Here is a 14,770-nt window from a genome sequence, read left to right on the forward strand (position 1 = left end):
GATCAACAAGGATCTGTTATGCAGAACGCTAGTCGTATCGATCCCCGCCAGTCGGAAATCGACATCAAGATGTCGGCGCGCAAAGTCGGCGTATTCTATGGCGAGAAGCAGGCGCTGAAGAATGTCGATCTCGATATTCCCGCCCGTTCGGTCACTGCTCTGATCGGCCCGTCCGGTTGCGGCAAGTCCACTTTCCTGCGTTGCCTGAACCGCATGAACGACACCATCCGGGATTGCCGTGTGGTGGGCGACATCAAGCTGGATGCGCTGGATGTTTACGATACGAAAGTGGATGTCGTGCAGTTGCGCGCCCGGGTCGGCATGGTGTTTCAGAAGCCGAATCCATTCCCGAAATCGATTTATGAGAATGTCGCTTACGGACCGCGCATCCATGGTCTGGCCGAGAACCAGGACCAGCTCGATCATATCGTCGAGACCTCGCTGAAGCAGGCGGGCCTGTGGAAGGAAGTGGGAGACCGGCTGAACGAGTCCGGCACCGGTCTGTCCGGTGGCCAGCAGCAGCGCCTGTGCATCGCCCGGGCCATTGCCGTGTCGCCCGAGGTGATCCTGATGGACGAGCCCTGTTCGGCGCTGGATCCGATCGCCACGGCGCATATCGAGGAACTGATGGACGAACTGCGGGAGCAGTATACGATCGTGATCGTCACTCACTCGATGCAGCAGGCGGCCCGCGTGTCGCAGCAGACGGCATTCTTCCATCTCGGCGAGTTGGTCGAGACCGACGATACCAAGGTGATCTTCACCAAGCCCAAGGACGAGCGAACCCAGGGTTACATCACCGGGCGCTTCGGCTGAGCAGAGCGAGGACATAATCATGCCGCAACATATCGTCCAGAAATACGACGAAGAACTGAAGAAACTCTCCACGCTCATCGTGCAGATGGGCGGGCTGGCGGAGTCCCAACTTGCCTCTGCCGTCGAGGCCATCGTCAAGCGCGACAGCGAACTGGCCGGCAAGGTGGTGAACAGCGACGTCAAGATCGACGCCCTGCGCAGCCAGGTGGATGACTTCGCCATTGAATTGCTGGCCCGTCGCCAGCCGATGGCGGCCGACCTGCGCGTTATCGTCGCGGCCCTGCGGATTTCGTCAGAAATCGAGCGTATCGGCGACTATGCCAAGAATGTGGCCAAGCGGGCCGTGGCGCTGAACCAGGCGCCGCTGGTGCGGCCGGTGCATGCCATCCCGCGCATGGCCGCACTGGTACAGGCCCTGATCAAGGATACGCTGGATGCCTATATCACCGACGATGCCGGCAAGGCCGATGCGGTCTGGGCACGCGATGAAGAAGTGGACGAGCTGTACACCAGCCTGTTCCGCGAATTGCTGACCTACATGATGGAAGATCCGCGCTCCATCACGCCGTGCACGCATCTCCTGTTCATCGCTAAGAATATCGAGCGTATCGGCGACCATGCCACCAACATCGCCGAACTGATCCATTACGCGGTCAAGGGCGAGGTGATGAAGGAGGATCGTCCCAAGGGCGACGACACCGCCTATGCCGTGGTCAACGCGCCGGGAGGCACGCGATGAACGTGACGATCAAGCCGCGCGTCCTCGTCATCGAGGATGAAGCGGCTCTGCTGGCGCTGCTGCGCTACAACCTGGAAAAGGAAAATTACATCGTCGACGAGGCGATGGATGGCGAGCAGGCCCTGCTGAAGGTGGCTGAGCATATGCCCGACCTGATCCTGCTCGACTGGATGCTGCCGCGCCTGTCGGGCCTTGAGGTCTGCCGCCAGTTGCGGCGCGATCCCAATGCCCGCAACGTGCCGATCATCATGCTGACGGCACGCGGCGAGGAGGCCGACCGCGTGCGTGGCCTGGATGCCGGTGCCGATGACTACATCGCCAAGCCGTTTTCGCCCAGCGAGCTGCTGGCTCGTATCCGTGCCGTGCTGCGGCGCATACGGCCGGCCCTGGCCGAAGAGGTTCTGACCTATGGCGGTCTGGTGATGGACATCGCCACGCACAAGGTCACCCGCAACGGCCGCGACATCCATCTTGGCCCCACCGAATTCCGTCTGCTGCGGTACTTCCTCGAACATCCCGGCCGCGTGCTGTCGCGCGACCAGTTGCTGGACGCGGTCTGGGGCCGCGACATCTATGTCGAGCAGCGCACGGTGGATGTCCATATCCGTCGCCTGCGCAAGGCGCTGAATGCCAGCGGCGAGTCCGATGTGATCCGCACGGTGCGGTCGGCCGGTTATGCGCTGGAACTGACTTCAGCGGCCGCTATGGCCTGATTGCCAATAGCCTGATTGCCCGTACGACAGACAATAAAAAAGCCCGGCCGATGCCGGGCTTTTTTGGATGACAAAATCAGCGGCGACCGGAAATCTGCTTCCGCATCGCGGCGAACAGCGCGTCAATCTTGCCGCCGTTATTCTGGATCACCGATTCGAACTGCTGGCGCTGGGTGAAGGCCATCGATACGCCTTCCACCACCACATCGGTGAGTAGGGGCTTGCCGTCCTTCTCGTGCGTCTTCCATTCCACGCGGATCGGCGGGCCGTTCGGGCGGTTGATCTGGGAATCCACGATCGTTTCATTGCCCACCGCGCGGGCATTCTCCCGCACATCCAGGGTCTCGCCGTTATACTGCGACAGCAGCTGGGCATAGACCTTGACCAGGTAATCCTCAAACAGCTTGGCGTATTCTTGTTTCTGGGCATCGCTCAGGCCACGGCTGTAACGGCCAAGGCAGAAGCGGCCCACCGCCTCGAGGTCGAGGTGGGTGGTCAGCAGGTCGCGGACCAGCGCCTCGCGCTTTTCCGTGGTCAGCGAGCGGTTGCTCAGGGCCTGCAGGGTTTCGGTGCCAACCTGGCGGATGAACTGGTCGGCCGGAACGGCGGCTGGCGCTGCGGGCGCGGGCAGGGCCGTCAGGCCCAGCACCAGGCCAAGGCTGGCAATGGCGGCAAGGATATGCCGGCGGGATGAGACGATCAGGGAAAGCTGCATGAACGGGTCTGCCTGAAGAATCGATTTACGAGGGGAGATTGTATTTAAGCCATGGAAACAAATGGCTTTTCGGTTCGGGTACAGCTTATAACGGCAGAATACATAACTGGTTGCAGGCCGGAAGGCCATGTTCTTTTTTCATCACATTTTATTTGCTCCTATACAAATAGATAAAGATATGTTTATGTTTTCTCCAGTCATGCAAACCGATCCAACCCAGACCCTCGATACCCTCATGGCCGCCCTGCGGGCGGCTGCCGAGCCTACCCGGCTGCGGCTGCTGGCGCTTTGCGCCCAGGGCGAACTCACCGTATCCGAACTGACCCAAATCCTGGGCCAGAGCCAGCCCCGGGTGTCGCGACACCTCAAGCTGCTCTGCGAGGCCGGCCTGCTCGAACGCGTGCCGGAAGGCACCTGGGCCTTCTATCGCGTGGGTGAGCGATTGGCCGGCGCGCCGCTGGTGCGTGCGCTGAGTTCGTTGCTGCCGGCGCAGGATCCCACGCTGGCCCGCGACGCTGAACGCCTGGCTGCCGTGAAGCGCGCCCGTACCGAAGCCGCCGAACAGTATTTCCGCGACAATGCCGCGCAATGGTCGGCGATCCGCTCCCTGCATGTCGACGAGGCCCAGGTCGAGGCCACCGTGCTGCGCCTGCTGGGTGATGCACCGATCAACGACCTGCTCGATATCGGCACCGGCACCGGCCGCCTGCTGGAAGTGCTGGCTCCGCATATCAAACGTGGTCTGGGTGTCGACCTGAGCCGTGACATGCTCAGCATCGCGCGCACCAATCTGGAACGCGCCAATATCCGCCATTGCCAGGTTCGTCAGGCCGACATGTACGCCCTGCCGCTGGATACGGCCAGCGTGGATGCGGCGGTGATCCACCAGGTGCTGCATTTCGCCGACGAGCCGCAGAAGGCGATCCAGGAAGCTGTCCGCGTGCTGAAGCCCGGCGGCCGACTGGTGATTGTCGACTTCGCCCCGCATGACCTGGAAGATCTGCGTGCCCGTCACGCCCATCGCCGGCTCGGGTTCTCGGATGCGGAACTGCGCGGCTGGTGCATGGCCGCCGGCCTCGATCTCGATCCGGTCACGGCCCTGCCTGGCCAGCCGCTCACCGTTCATGTCTGGCGCGCCACCAAACGCGCCGCCCAGCTATCCCCCGCAGCGCAGAAGAGTGCCGCCGAATGACCAGCCCGGATTTCAACGCTTATGCCGCCCGCAGGCCTGGCCCGCTGAAGGTTTCCTTTGAGTTCTTTCCGCCCAAGACGACGGAGATGGAGGAAAGCCTGTGGCGCAGCGTCACGCGGCTGGCGCCGCTCAATCCGCGTTTTGTCTCTGTCACTTACGGTGCGGGTGGTTCGACGCGCGAACGCACGCATAACACGGTTGTCCGTATACTCAACGAAACCGGGCTCAAGCCTGCCGCTCATCTCACCTGCGTCGGCGCATCGAAAGATGAAGTCGATGAAGTGGCGCGGCATTACTGGCAGGCCGGCATCCGTCATATCGTGGCATTGCGCGGCGATCCGCAGGAAGGAACCGGCGGTTTTGCGCCGCATCCGCAGGGTTATGCCAATTCCACCGACCTGATCGCCGGTTTGAAGAAGATCGGCGATTTCGAGATCAGCGTCGGCTGCTATCCCGAAGGCCATCCAGACTCGACCTCGCCCCGCGTCGAACTGGAGCATCTCAAGCGCAAGGTCGATGCCGGCGCCACGCGCTGCATCACCCAATATTTCTTCGACACCGACGTGTATTTCCGCTTCCTAGACCGTGCCCGTTCGGCTGGCATCACCGTGCCGATCGTGCCGGGCATCCTGCCGGTCACCAATTTCCGGCAGGTGGTGAAATTCTCCGCCGCCTGCGGCGCCAGCGTGCCGGCCTGGATGGCCGACATGTTCGACGGACTGGACGAGGATCCGGAGACGCGTCGTATGGTGGCTGCCCATATGGCGGCCGAGCAATGCCGCCGCCTGCTGGCTGCGGGCATCGATGAATTCCATTTCTACACGCTGAACCGTGCCGATCTCACCTATGCGATCTGCCATGTGCTCGGCGTGCGCCCGAAGCCGACGATAACTGGGGAGGTGGCAGCCTGATGCTCGATACGCCCGAACAACGCAAAGCGCGTCGCGCCGCGCTCAAGAAAGCCGCCAGCGAGCGTATCCTGGTGCTGGATGGTGCCATGGGCACCATGCTGCAGCGGCGCAAGCTGACCGAGGCCGATTACCGCGGCGACCGTTTCAAGGGCGCCAACAGCGACCTGAAAGGCAATCACGATATCCTCAACATCACGCGCCCCGATGTGATCCTGGCCGTGCACAAGGAATATCTCGATGCCGGCGCCGATCTGATCGAGACCAACACCTTCAGCGGCACCTGGATCAGCCAGGCGGATTATCATCTTGAATCCGCCGTGCGCGATATCAACGAGCAGGGCGCGAAACTGGCCCGCCAGGCGGCTGACGAATACACGGCGAAAGATCCGTCCAAGCCGCGCTTCGTCGCCGGCGCCATCGGCCCGACCAACCGCACGGCCTCGCTGTCGCCCGATGTGAACCGGCCCGATTTCCGCAACATCACCTTCGACGAGCTGAAGGACGCCTACAAGGAACAGGCGCGCGGCCTGGTCGAGGGCGGCGCCGACCTGCTTTTGATCGAGACCATCTTCGACACGCTGAACGCCAAGGCCGCCGTGTTCGGCGTCTACGAGTTGTTCGACGAACTGGGCGAGGAATGGCCGCTCATGATCTCGGGCACCATCACCGACCTGTCCGGCCGTACGCTGTCGGGTCAGACCACCGAAGCCTTCTGGAACAGCCTGCGTCATGCCAGGCCGTTTTCGGTTGGCCTCAACTGCGCCTTCGGTGCCCAGCAGATGCGGCCCTATGTGGCCGAACTCAGCCGCGTCGCCGATGTGCCCGTCAGCGCCTATCCCAATGCCGGCCTGCCCAACCAGTTCGGCGAATACGACGAGCCGCCGCATGCCACGGCCACGCATCTGCGCGAATGGGCCGAAGCCGGCCTGGTCAACATCGTCGGCGGCTGCTGCGGCACCACGCCCGACCATATCCGCGCCATCGCCGAGAGCGTGAAAGGCGTCAAGCCGCGCCGCGTTCCGACGATCCCGCCGCAGCTTCGCCTGTCCGGCCTCGAACCCTTTGCCGTGCCTGCCGCATGACTGATATCGACGACTCCTTTTCACCTGAAGCCGAGAACCGTGGGTTCAACGGTCCCATCTTCATCAATGTCGGTGAACGCACCAACGTCACCGGCTCAGCCAAATTCCGCAAGCTGATCGTCAGCGGCGATTACGAGGCTGCGCTGGCGGTCGCGCGCCAGCAGGTGGAAAACGGCGCCCAGATCATCGACGTCAACATGGACGAGGGCATGCTCGACTCCAAGGCGGCGATGGTGAAATACCTGAACCTGATCGCCTCCGAGCCGGATATCGCCCGCGTGCCGATCATGATCGACTCCTCAAAATGGGAGGTGATCGAGGCCGGCCTGAAATGCGTGCAGGGCAAGGCCATCGTCAACTCGATCAGCCTGAAGGAAGGCGAGGCTGCCTTCCTGGAGCAGGCCCGCAAGATCCGCCGCTATGGCGCCGCCACCGTGGTGATGGCCTTCGACGAGCAGGGCCAGGCTGATACGGCCGACCGCAAATACGAAATCTGCGCCCGCGCCTACAAGCTGCTGACCGAGAAGATCGGCTTCCCGCCGGAAGACATCATCTTCGATCCCAATATCTTCGCGGTTGCTACGGGCATCGAGGAGCACAACAACTACGCCGTCGAATTCTTCGAAGGCGCCCGGCGTATTCGCGAAAACCTGCCGCATTGCCACATCTCGGGTGGCGTTTCCAACGTGTCATTCTCGTTCCGCGGCAACGAACAGGTCCGCGAGGCCATGCATGCCGTGTTCCTGTACCACGGCATGCAGAACGGCATGGATATGGGCATCGTCAATGCCGGCCAACTGCCGGTCTATGAGGATATCCCTGAGGAACTGCGCGAACGCGTCGAAGACGTGCTGCTCAACCGCCGGCCCGATGCCACCGAGCGCATGCTTGAGATCGCCGAACGCTTCAAGGGCGGCGCGCGCGCGCAGGAAATCGACATGTCCTGGCGCGAAAAAGAGGTGCGGGAGCGCCTGACACATGCCCTGGTGCATGGCATCGCCGACTTCATCGAAGAGGATACCGAAGAGGCCCGGCACATCGTCTCGAAACCGCTCGAGGTGATCGAAGGTCCGCTGATGGACGGCATGAATGTGGTTGGCGACCTGTTCGGCGCCGGCAAGATGTTCCTGCCCCAGGTGGTGAAATCCGCCCGCGTGATGAAAAAGGCGGTGGCCTACCTGCTGCCCTTCATCGAAGCCGAGAAGGCCTCCGGTCCGGCGCAGACCAACGGCAAGGTGCTGATGGCCACCGTGAAGGGCGACGTGCACGATATCGGCAAGAACATCGTCGGCGTCGTGCTCCAGTGCAACAATTACGAGGTGATCGACCTCGGTGTCATGGTACCCTGCGCCCGCATCTTGGAGGAGGCGAAGAAACACAAGGTTGACATCATCGGCCTGTCCGGCCTGATCACCCCCAGCCTGGATGAGATGTGTTATGTGGCCAGCGAGATGCAGCGCGAGGGTTTCGAACTGCCACTGCTGATCGGCGGCGCCACCACGTCGAAGGTGCATACGGCGGTGAAGATCGCGCCCAACTATAAGGGCCCGGTGGTTTATGTCACCGATGCCTCGCGCGCCGTGGGCGTGGCCGGCAAGCTGGTCTCCGCCAACGACAAGCCGGTCTATGCCGGCGAGATCGCCAACGAATACCAGAAAATCCGCGACATCCATGCGCGTGAGCGCAACACCGGCCCGCGCCAGAGCATCGAAGATGCCCGCCGCAACAAGCAGAAGCTGGACTGGGCCGGCTATGTGCCGCCGCGCCCCGGCTTCCTCGGCCTGAAGGTGTTCGACGATTATCCGCTGGCCGAGTTGATCGACCGCATCGACTGGTCGCCCTTCTTCGCCTCCTGGGAGTTGCGCGGCAAATATCCTGACATTCTGCAGGATGCGACGGTGGGCGAGGCGGCCCGCAACCTGTTCCGCGACGCCCGGGCGATGCTCGACCGCATGGTGAAGGAAAAGCCCATCAAGGCCCGCGCTGTTATCGGCTTCTGGCCGGCCGCGCAGGTCGAGGACGATGATATCGCGCTATATGCCGATGAGGCCCAGGGCGAGGAAGTGGCGCGGCTGCATATGCTGCGCCAGCAGATGAAGCGCGATGGCGGACGAGCGAATTTCAGCCTGGCCGATTATGTTGCGCCGAAGGAAAGTGGCCTGGCTGATTATGTCGGCGCCTTCGCCGTCACTGCCGGCATCGGCCTGGACGACTGGATCAAGCGGGAATTCACGGCCAGGCATGACGATTATTCCGGCATTCTGGCCCAGGCCCTGGCCGACCGCCTGGCCGAGGCTTTCGCCGAACGCCTGCATGAGCGCGTGCGCAAGGAATTCTGGGGCTACGCCGCCGACGAGACGCTCGCGAACGACGACCTGATTGCTGAGAAATACCGTGGTATCCGTCCCGCACCGGGCTATCCGGCCTGCCCGGATCACACCGAGAAGGCGACGCTGTTCAAGCTGCTGGATGCCACCGATAAGGCTGGCATCACGCTGACCGAAAGTTTTGCCATGTGGCCATCAGCGGCGGTCAGCGGCTGGTATTTCAGCCACCCGGAAGCGCGCTATTTCGGCATTGGCCGCATCGAACGCGACCAGGTGGCCGATTACGCCAGGCGCAAGGGCATGGATCTCGCCACGATGGAGCGCTGGCTGGCGCCCAACCTGGCCTACGATCCTGCCCGCGCGGATGCCGAGGCGGCGGAGTGAAGTTCCGCACGGCCACCAGAGCCGATCTGTCCGAGGTCGTGCGGCTGCTGGCCGATGATCATCTGGGCGGCATGCGCGAGCGCTACAGTTCCCCGTTGCCCGAAGAGTATGGCATCGCCTTTGACGGGCTACAGCGGATCGGCGCCGAGGTGATCTTGGCGTTGGATGATTCAGATCGCATTATCGGTTGTCTGCAGCTTCTGATCCTGCCTGGTCTGGGCAGCCTGGGCAAACAGCGTGCCCAGATCGAGGCGGTGCGTATCGAGTCAAGCCTGCGCGGCAAGGGATTGGGATCGAAATTGATCCGGCATGCCATCGAACGGGCAAGGCAGCGTGGCTGCAGGCTGGTGCAACTCACCTCCGACAACAGCCGCCAGGGCGCGCATCGCCTGTATGAGCGGCTGGGGTTCAAGGCCAGCCATGTCGGCATGAAGCTGGCGTTGGATTAAGCGCAGGCCCTGCCTGCCGGCCGCGGGCGTAACGGTTTCTTTACGTGGCCAATGGCTGAATATGATATATTTACGGCCATGGAATGCCTGCCGTGCCAGGTTTTGGAGACCGGATGATGACGTACAGCCGCGCCAATCCCAGCCCGCGTTACGACGAGCTGGTCGGCTTTTACAAGCAGATGCATGCTGAAGGTACGCTGGAACAGAACAAGGCGCTGTCGGCTGCTGAAACCTTCACGGGTATGAGTCTGCTGCCCCACATCACCACGATCAAATCGCTGATTGACAAATTCGGCATCAGGACGGTGCTCGATTACGGGGCCGGCAAGGCCAAATTCTACAGCGAACCGTTGTTCCCTTCAGCCGATGGCACCCGCAAGGTCGATCTGCGCACCTTTTGGGGCGTTGATGAAATCCGGTTATACGATCCTGGCTACGAGCCCTTGTCCAAACTGCCGCTGGGCGAAACATTCGATGCCGTGATCTGCACCGACGTGATGGAGCATATCCCGGAACAGGATATGGACTGGGTCATCGACGAGTTGTATGGCTTCGCCAGAAAGATCATCTATGTCTGTATCGCGACCTACCCGGCCGGCAAGGCCTTCCCGAATGGCGAGAATGTGCATGTTACCTTGAAAAATGTGCGCTGGTGGGTAGAGAAATTCGAGAACCGCCGCGTGGCTCTCGGCACCAAGGTTGATTACTTCATGCTGGTGTTTGCCGAGAACAATGATCCCAAGCCGATCCTTGTTACCTCAGCTGGCAATTGAGCATCAGCGTCCACCGGCCACATCCAACAGGGCGCCGCTCACATAACTGCTCGCATCGTCCAGCAGCCAGATGATCGCCCCGGCGACTTCCTCTGCCGTGCCCGCGCGGCGCAGCGGCACGGTCGGAGCCAGACGTTCGGCACGATCAGGTTCCCCGGCGCTGGCATGGATATCGGTCTCGATAATGCCCGGGCGCACGGCGTTGACGCGAATACCCTCAGGACCAAGTTCCTTCGACAAGCCGATGGTCAGCGTGTCGATGGCACCCTTCGAGGCGGCGTAATCGACAAACAGGTTGGGCGACCCGAGTTTGGCCGCCACCGATGACAGGTTGACGATTGCGCCTCCCTTGCCGCCGCGCCGTAATGACATCCGCCGCGCCGCCTCGCGGGCGCAGAGCACGCTCCCCAGGATGTTGGTATCGAACAGACGCCTCAGCCGGTCGATCGACATGTCGGTCAGATCGGCGGTGGGCGCTACGATGCCGGCATTGTTCACCAGGCCGTCCAGCCTGCCGAAAGCCTGTTCGACCGTATCGAACATGGCGATCACATCGGTTTCCACCGCCACATCGCCCTTGATCGCGATGGCCTTGCCGCCGGCGGCTTGCACGGCCTGCACGGTATCCTGCGCGGCCTGTTCATTGTCGACATAGTTCACGCCCACCGACCAGCCGCGCTGCCCGGCCATGATCGCGGTAGCCCGGCCTATTCCCCGACTGCCGCCGGTGATCAGGATCGTCTTCACCATGGCAGTTCGCTGCCGTCGTAGTTGAAGAACTTGCCGGTGTCCTTCAACTCGGCGCCATCGATGGCTTTCTTCAGGCCGGTCACACTGGTTTCCACGGTGATATCGGCACCCTGGCCGCCCATGTCGGTTTTCACCCAGCCTGGATGAAGAACGATGCAGGTGATGCCGGCCGGTTTGAGGTCCAGTGCCAGGTTATGCATGGCCGCGTTGATGGCGGCCTTCGAGGCACGGTAGACATAAGACCCGCCCGCGCCGTGGGTGATCGAGCCCATGCGGCTGGAGATGGTGGCGATCTTCGCGGCTTTGGCTTTTTTGAGGGATGGCAGCGTGGCGAGCGCCAGCTTCATCGGTGCCACGCTGTTCACCTGCAGCACTTTCAGATAGGCATCGAAATCGCTGATGTTCAGGGCGCCGTCGCGATTGCCATAGATGCCTGCATTGTTCAGCAGCAGGTCGATGGCGGTATCGGCATAGGCCTTGGCCAGCCTGTCGACGGCGACATAGTCGGCCACGTCCAGTTTTTCCATCACCACTTTGCCCGGCACGGCCTGCAGGGTGGAGGCGGACTGCGGATCGCGACAACAGGCGATCACCCGCCAGCCATCAGCGGCATACCGCCTGACGAACTCCAGCCCGATGCCGCGATTGGCGCCGGTAATCAGCAGGGTGGGCATGAGGCTCTCCTCTTCAGCGTCTTACCGGCCGTATGGCCAGCTTACGATAGACCGGCTGCAGCAGACCGGGCAGCATGTACATCGGCAACTGGCCCATGGCGAAGAATACCACCATGTCGAACACGGCGCGGTCCGCCAGCGACACCATCACCAGGCCCATGTTGCAGTTGCCGGTGAGGATGCCGAGCGTAAGCGCCGCTGCCTGGCCGAGGCGGAAGATATGACGGCCCACCATATAGCCAAGGGCCTGCAGCAACAGGTTGGCGATGAAAGCCGAGGCGGTGGCAAGGATGACATAACCGGGTTGCGCCATCAGCTTTGTGGCGACACCGTCCATGATGGCGATGGCAAACAGCACCAAAGCCACCACCGAGCAGCCATCGATCAGCCGGCTGTTCGCGCGCAGCCATTCGGGTTTCACGCGCCAACGCACCAGTAGCGCGCCGCCGAAGGCGACGCCCACCATCAGCGCCAGCCGGCCCATGAATTCGAGCAGCGACATCTGGATCTCGATATCGAGCAGCATCAGCGCCAGCGGCGGCAGGGTGAAGGGCACCAGGGCCGTGGCGATCACCATCACGATCACGGCCAGGGCGGCATCCAGGCCCAGGATCAGCGAGATCGCCACCGTGCCGGTGATCGGCGGCGCGGCGGCCATCAGCACGATGGCTTCCATCAGCGGGCGTGGCAGGCCGAGCGGCTCCAGCACGGCGAAGACCGCCAACGGACACGCCAGCAGCAGGAATATCACCATCGGCAATACCAGCAGCGGCCGGCGCGCATAGGCGTGGAAGGCGCTCCAGTCCAGCCGCATCAGCGCCATGGTCAGCGGCAGCAGCAGGAAGACCACCAGGCCGGGCCGCAGCAAAGCGGCCAGCGGCGGCACGGCCAAACCGACCAGCACACCGCCGAACAGGAATTTGGTGGCGTGGCGACCGACATAATCCAGCGGTGCGAGCAGCAGCGCCTGGATCATGTAGCCGGGCTCAGGGTAAGGAGGTCGGGAAAGATGGGCTGGGGCATTGGCGGATCGACCGGTTTATCGTTTTGGAACCGTAGCATAGTCCGGATGTGGGGGGCGGGCGAGGCGGCAATTGTCCCGATTGTCCCGATTGTCCCGATACAGAGCGTAGCCCTGATTGACACGGCATCTGAAAATATTTAAATAGATGTTTAAATGTTAGCTTCAGAGCCTATCGCTGACCACCGCGCCGACCTGCTCGCCGATATGTTCCGCCTGCTGGGCGATCCCAGCCGGCTGAAACTGGTGCTGATCCTCTGCCAGGGGCCGAGCGCCGCCACGGCTGCTGCGGTCAAGGCCGGCCTGTCGCCGCAACTCGCCAGTCATCACCTGCGGCTGCTGAAGGCGGCGCGGCTGGTGCGGGCGATGCGCAAGGGCCGGGAGATTCACTACGACATCGCCGACGACCATGTGCGTCACATGCTGGCCGACATGGTGGCGCATGTCAGCGAACCGCATCACGAGGAAAGGAACTGAAGCATGGGCGCCTCTTGCTGCCATCACGACGATCATGGCCATCACGGTCGTCATGGTGGGCATGACCACGATCACGGCGCCGGCAGTCCGCGCGCCGTGCTGTGGATTGCACTTGTTCTGAATGCCGCGATGTTCGTGGTCGAGATCGGCGCCGGCCTGGCTGCCGGTTCCACCGCGCTGCTTGCCGATTCCGTGGATTTCCTGGGCGATGCGGTGAACTACGCCCTGGCGCTGGCGGTATTGTCGATGGCGCTGGTCTGGCGGGCCCGCGTCGCACTGCTGAAAGGCATCGCGATGGGCCTGTTCGGGCTGTGGGTCGCGGCCATGGTGCTGCGCCACCTGATCGCCGGCACGGTGCCCGAACCCTTCACCATGGGCGTGGTTGGTTTTGCCGCCCTGGCGGTGAATGTGCTCGTCGCGCTGCTGCTCTATCGTTTCCGTACTGGCGACAGCAATCTGCGCGCAGTCTGGATCTGCAGCCGCAACGACGCCCTGAGCAATCTCGCCGTGCTGCTGGCGGCCAGCGGCGTATTCGCCACCGGCACGGCCTGGCCTGACCTCGCTGTCGCCGTCTTCATGGCCGCTCTCGCACTCTGGGGTTCGGTTCAAGTGCTGCGCCATGCATGGAGCGAATTGCGCCAGTCGGCGGCCGCTATTGGTGCGGCGGACTGATTCGGGCTTGAAATCCGCATAATCCGGGGTAGATTGCCGCCACGTCCGGGCCCCTCTGGCTGCCATGAACGGGATGGCAGTGATGTCGGACGGCTTCCTTAAAAAAAGCCCCGCCCAGGATAATTAATATGGATCTCTCGGTTTTCCTCGAACCGGCGGCCCTGCTGGCTTTGGCCGGCCTCGTCGCGCTTGAACTCGTCCTTGCCGTCGACAACCTGATCTTCATCACCATCCTCACCGGGCGCCTGCCGCCCGAACAGCAGAAGATGGGCCGCCGCCTCGGCCTGCTCGGCGCGGTGATCACCCGCATCATGCTGCTGCTCTCGGCCGCCTGGCTGATCACGCTCACCGCGCCGTGGTTCACCGTGTTCGGCGTCGAGATTTCCGGCCGCGACCTGGTGCTGATCCTCGGTGGCCTGTTCCTGATCTGGAAGGCAACCATGGAAATCCATGAGCGTGTCACGCCGAAATCGGCCGACGAGATGGAAGACGAAGGGACTGGCGCGGGTGAGCCGGCGAAAAAGAAATACCCGGCCTTCTGGGCTGTGATCGGCCAGATCGCCGTGCTCGACATCGTCTTCTCGCTTGATAGCGTGATCACCGCGATAGGCCTGTCGCGCCAGATCGAGATTATGGTGGTGGCGGTGCTGCTGTCGGTCGCCATCATGGTGGCGCTGGCCGAACCGCTGGCCCGCTTCGTCAATAAAAATCCCAACGTGGTGATGCTGGCGCTGTCGTTCCTGGTGATGATCGGCATGGCATTGGTGGCCGAGGGCTTCGACGTCGAGATCCCCAAGATCATGATCTACGGCGCCATGGGCTTCTCGGTGGCTGTCGAGGCACTCAACATGCTGTCGCGCCGCGCCCAGCTCAGCCGCACCTTCCGCGGTATCCGCGATCCCGAAGGGCGCTCGGAAGCCGACTGAAATCTTGCCATTACAGGCAAATGAAAAGAGGCGGGTCTGACCCGCCTCTTTTTTTGCTCAGACGGCCTTGACGGCGGCGGCCGGCTTCCTAGATCGATGGCTGCATTCGGGCCCCTCTGGTTGCCGTATCCGGACGGCAGCGATGTCGA

At 62.5% G+C, this 14,770-nt stretch carries 16 protein-coding genes; 12 read left to right on the forward strand and 4 right to left on the reverse strand.

The window, feature by feature from the left end:
- Window positions 1-18 precede the first annotated feature (18 nt).
- From pstB to phoB, 3 genes are read left to right on the forward strand one after another with little or no spacing between them, the layout of a single operon-like run.
- Window positions 19-816, forward strand: coding sequence for a phosphate ABC transporter ATP-binding protein PstB (gene pstB, locus ACK4FJ_RS13020; RefSeq protein WP_409767117.1), 798 nt, complete (start codon window positions 19-21; stop codon window positions 814-816).
- Window positions 817-835: 19 nt separating this feature from the next.
- The gene (gene phoU / locus ACK4FJ_RS13025) at window positions 836-1,555 is read left to right on the forward strand and encodes a phosphate signaling complex protein PhoU (protein ID WP_409767118.1); all 720 of its coding nucleotides are present in this window, start codon (window positions 836-838) and stop codon (window positions 1,553-1,555) included.
- The gene (gene phoB, locus ACK4FJ_RS13030) at window positions 1,552-2,268 is read left to right on the forward strand and encodes a phosphate regulon transcriptional regulator PhoB (protein WP_409767119.1); all 717 of its coding nucleotides are present in this window, start codon (window positions 1,552-1,554) and stop codon (window positions 2,266-2,268) included. Before phoU ends, phoB begins: the two co-directional genes overlap by 4 nt.
- A gap of 76 nt (window positions 2,269-2,344) precedes the next feature.
- Here phoB and ACK4FJ_RS13035 read toward each other — a convergent pair whose 3' ends face one another.
- The gene (locus tag ACK4FJ_RS13035) at window positions 2,345-2,983 is read right to left on the reverse strand and encodes a phospholipid-binding protein MlaC (RefSeq protein ID WP_409767120.1); all 639 of its coding nucleotides are present in this window, start codon (window positions 2,981-2,983) and stop codon (window positions 2,345-2,347) included.
- Window positions 2,984-3,182: 199 nt separating this feature from the next.
- Between ACK4FJ_RS13035 and ACK4FJ_RS13040 the strand changes: the two genes are divergently transcribed.
- From ACK4FJ_RS13040 to ACK4FJ_RS13065, 6 genes are all read left to right on the forward strand, one after another.
- Window positions 3,183-4,175, forward strand: a complete 993-nt coding sequence (locus ACK4FJ_RS13040; protein WP_409767121.1) for an ArsR/SmtB family transcription factor — start codon at window positions 3,183-3,185, stop codon at window positions 4,173-4,175.
- Complete coding sequence (gene metF, locus ACK4FJ_RS13045) at window positions 4,172-5,086, forward strand: methylenetetrahydrofolate reductase [NAD(P)H] (RefSeq protein WP_409767123.1); 915 nt, start codon at window positions 4,172-4,174, stop codon at window positions 5,084-5,086. Before ACK4FJ_RS13040 ends, metF begins: the two co-directional genes overlap by 4 nt.
- Window positions 5,086-6,168, forward strand: coding sequence for a homocysteine S-methyltransferase family protein (locus tag ACK4FJ_RS13050; protein WP_409767124.1), 1,083 nt, complete (start codon window positions 5,086-5,088; stop codon window positions 6,166-6,168). Before metF ends, ACK4FJ_RS13050 begins: the two co-directional genes overlap by 1 nt.
- Window positions 6,165-8,879 (forward strand): methionine synthase, encoded by a 2,715-nt coding sequence (gene metH / locus ACK4FJ_RS13055; protein ID WP_409767125.1) that lies wholly within the window; start codon window positions 6,165-6,167, stop codon window positions 8,877-8,879. The genes ACK4FJ_RS13050 and metH overlap by 4 nt, the downstream gene beginning before the upstream one ends.
- Window positions 8,876-9,328: a GNAT family N-acetyltransferase gene (locus ACK4FJ_RS13060; RefSeq protein WP_409767126.1), complete on the forward strand. Its 453-nt coding sequence runs from the start codon at window positions 8,876-8,878 to the stop codon at window positions 9,326-9,328. The genes metH and ACK4FJ_RS13060 overlap by 4 nt, the downstream gene beginning before the upstream one ends.
- Window positions 9,329-9,411: 83 nt before the next feature.
- The gene (locus tag ACK4FJ_RS13065) at window positions 9,412-10,101 is read left to right on the forward strand and encodes a class I SAM-dependent methyltransferase (protein ID WP_409767127.1); all 690 of its coding nucleotides are present in this window, start codon (window positions 9,412-9,414) and stop codon (window positions 10,099-10,101) included.
- A 3-nt stretch (window positions 10,102-10,104) separates the two neighbouring features.
- Here ACK4FJ_RS13065 and ACK4FJ_RS13070 read toward each other — a convergent pair whose 3' ends face one another.
- The 3 genes from ACK4FJ_RS13070 to ACK4FJ_RS13080 are packed head-to-tail and all read right to left on the reverse strand — an operon-like array spanning window position 10,105 to window position 12,501.
- Window positions 10,105-10,851, reverse strand: a complete 747-nt coding sequence (locus tag ACK4FJ_RS13070; protein ID WP_409767128.1) for an SDR family oxidoreductase — start codon at window positions 10,849-10,851, stop codon at window positions 10,105-10,107.
- A complete protein-coding gene (locus ACK4FJ_RS13075; protein ID WP_409767129.1) occupies window positions 10,845-11,525 on the reverse strand; it encodes an SDR family oxidoreductase in 681 nt (226 codons plus the stop codon). Before ACK4FJ_RS13075 ends, ACK4FJ_RS13070 begins: the two co-directional genes overlap by 7 nt.
- A gap of 13 nt (window positions 11,526-11,538) precedes the next feature.
- Window positions 11,539-12,501, reverse strand: coding sequence for a hypothetical protein (locus tag ACK4FJ_RS13080; RefSeq protein ID WP_409767130.1), 963 nt, complete (start codon window positions 12,499-12,501; stop codon window positions 11,539-11,541).
- Window positions 12,502-12,702: 201 nt separating this feature from the next.
- Between ACK4FJ_RS13080 and ACK4FJ_RS13085 the strand changes: the two genes are divergently transcribed.
- The 3 genes from ACK4FJ_RS13085 to ACK4FJ_RS13095 all read left to right on the forward strand — a co-directional run bounded on the left by ACK4FJ_RS13085 (window position 12,703) and on the right by ACK4FJ_RS13095 (window position 14,621).
- Window positions 12,703-13,023: an ArsR/SmtB family transcription factor gene (locus tag ACK4FJ_RS13085; protein ID WP_409767131.1), complete on the forward strand. Its 321-nt coding sequence runs from the start codon at window positions 12,703-12,705 to the stop codon at window positions 13,021-13,023.
- 3 nt (window positions 13,024-13,026) lie between these two features.
- Window positions 13,027-13,695 carry a cation transporter gene (locus tag ACK4FJ_RS13090; protein ID WP_409767132.1) on the forward strand — a complete coding sequence of 223 codons (669 nt, stop codon included), beginning with the start codon at window positions 13,027-13,029 and terminating at the stop codon, window positions 13,693-13,695.
- Window positions 13,696-13,823: 128 nt separating this feature from the next.
- Entirely contained in the window at window positions 13,824-14,621 is a 798-nt protein-coding gene (locus ACK4FJ_RS13095) for a TerC family protein (RefSeq protein WP_409767133.1), read from the forward strand.
- Window positions 14,622-14,770 lie beyond the last annotated feature (149 nt).

Origin of the sequence: Ferrovibrio sp. (assembly GCF_046297595.1) — a bacterium.
Classification (GTDB): Bacteria; Pseudomonadota; Alphaproteobacteria; order Ferrovibrionales; family Ferrovibrionaceae; genus Ferrovibrio.

Bases quoted from the DNA above. Each gene is read 5' to 3' on its own strand.
- pstB (WP_409767117.1), top strand. From the start codon at position 19: ATGCAGAACGCTAGTCGTATCGATCCCCGCCAGTCGGAAATCGACATC.
- phoU (WP_409767118.1), top strand. From the start codon at position 836: ATGCCGCAACATATCGTCCAGAAATACGACGAAGAACTGAAGAAACTC.
- phoB (WP_409767119.1), top strand. From the start codon at position 1,552: ATGAACGTGACGATCAAGCCGCGCGTCCTCGTCATCGAGGATGAAGCG.
- ACK4FJ_RS13035 (WP_409767120.1), bottom strand. From the start codon at position 2,983: ATGCAGCTTTCCCTGATCGTCTCATCCCGCCGGCATATCCTTGCCGCC.
- ACK4FJ_RS13040 (WP_409767121.1), top strand. From the start codon at position 3,183: ATGCAAACCGATCCAACCCAGACCCTCGATACCCTCATGGCCGCCCTG.
- metF (WP_409767123.1), top strand. From the start codon at position 4,172: ATGACCAGCCCGGATTTCAACGCTTATGCCGCCCGCAGGCCTGGCCCG.
- ACK4FJ_RS13050 (WP_409767124.1), top strand. From the start codon at position 5,086: ATGCTCGATACGCCCGAACAACGCAAAGCGCGTCGCGCCGCGCTCAAG.
- metH (WP_409767125.1), top strand. From the start codon at position 6,165: ATGACTGATATCGACGACTCCTTTTCACCTGAAGCCGAGAACCGTGGG.
- ACK4FJ_RS13065 (WP_409767127.1), top strand. From the start codon at position 9,412: ATGCCTGCCGTGCCAGGTTTTGGAGACCGGATGATGACGTACAGCCGC.
- ACK4FJ_RS13070 (WP_409767128.1), bottom strand. From the start codon at position 10,851: ATGGTGAAGACGATCCTGATCACCGGCGGCAGTCGGGGAATAGGCCGG.
- ACK4FJ_RS13075 (WP_409767129.1), bottom strand. From the start codon at position 11,525: ATGCCCACCCTGCTGATTACCGGCGCCAATCGCGGCATCGGGCTGGAG.
- ACK4FJ_RS13080 (WP_409767130.1), bottom strand. From the start codon at position 12,501: ATGATCCAGGCGCTGCTGCTCGCACCGCTGGATTATGTCGGTCGCCAC.
- ACK4FJ_RS13085 (WP_409767131.1), top strand. From the start codon at position 12,703: ATGTTAGCTTCAGAGCCTATCGCTGACCACCGCGCCGACCTGCTCGCC.
- ACK4FJ_RS13090 (WP_409767132.1), top strand. From the start codon at position 13,027: ATGGGCGCCTCTTGCTGCCATCACGACGATCATGGCCATCACGGTCGT.
- ACK4FJ_RS13095 (WP_409767133.1), top strand. From the start codon at position 13,824: ATGGATCTCTCGGTTTTCCTCGAACCGGCGGCCCTGCTGGCTTTGGCC.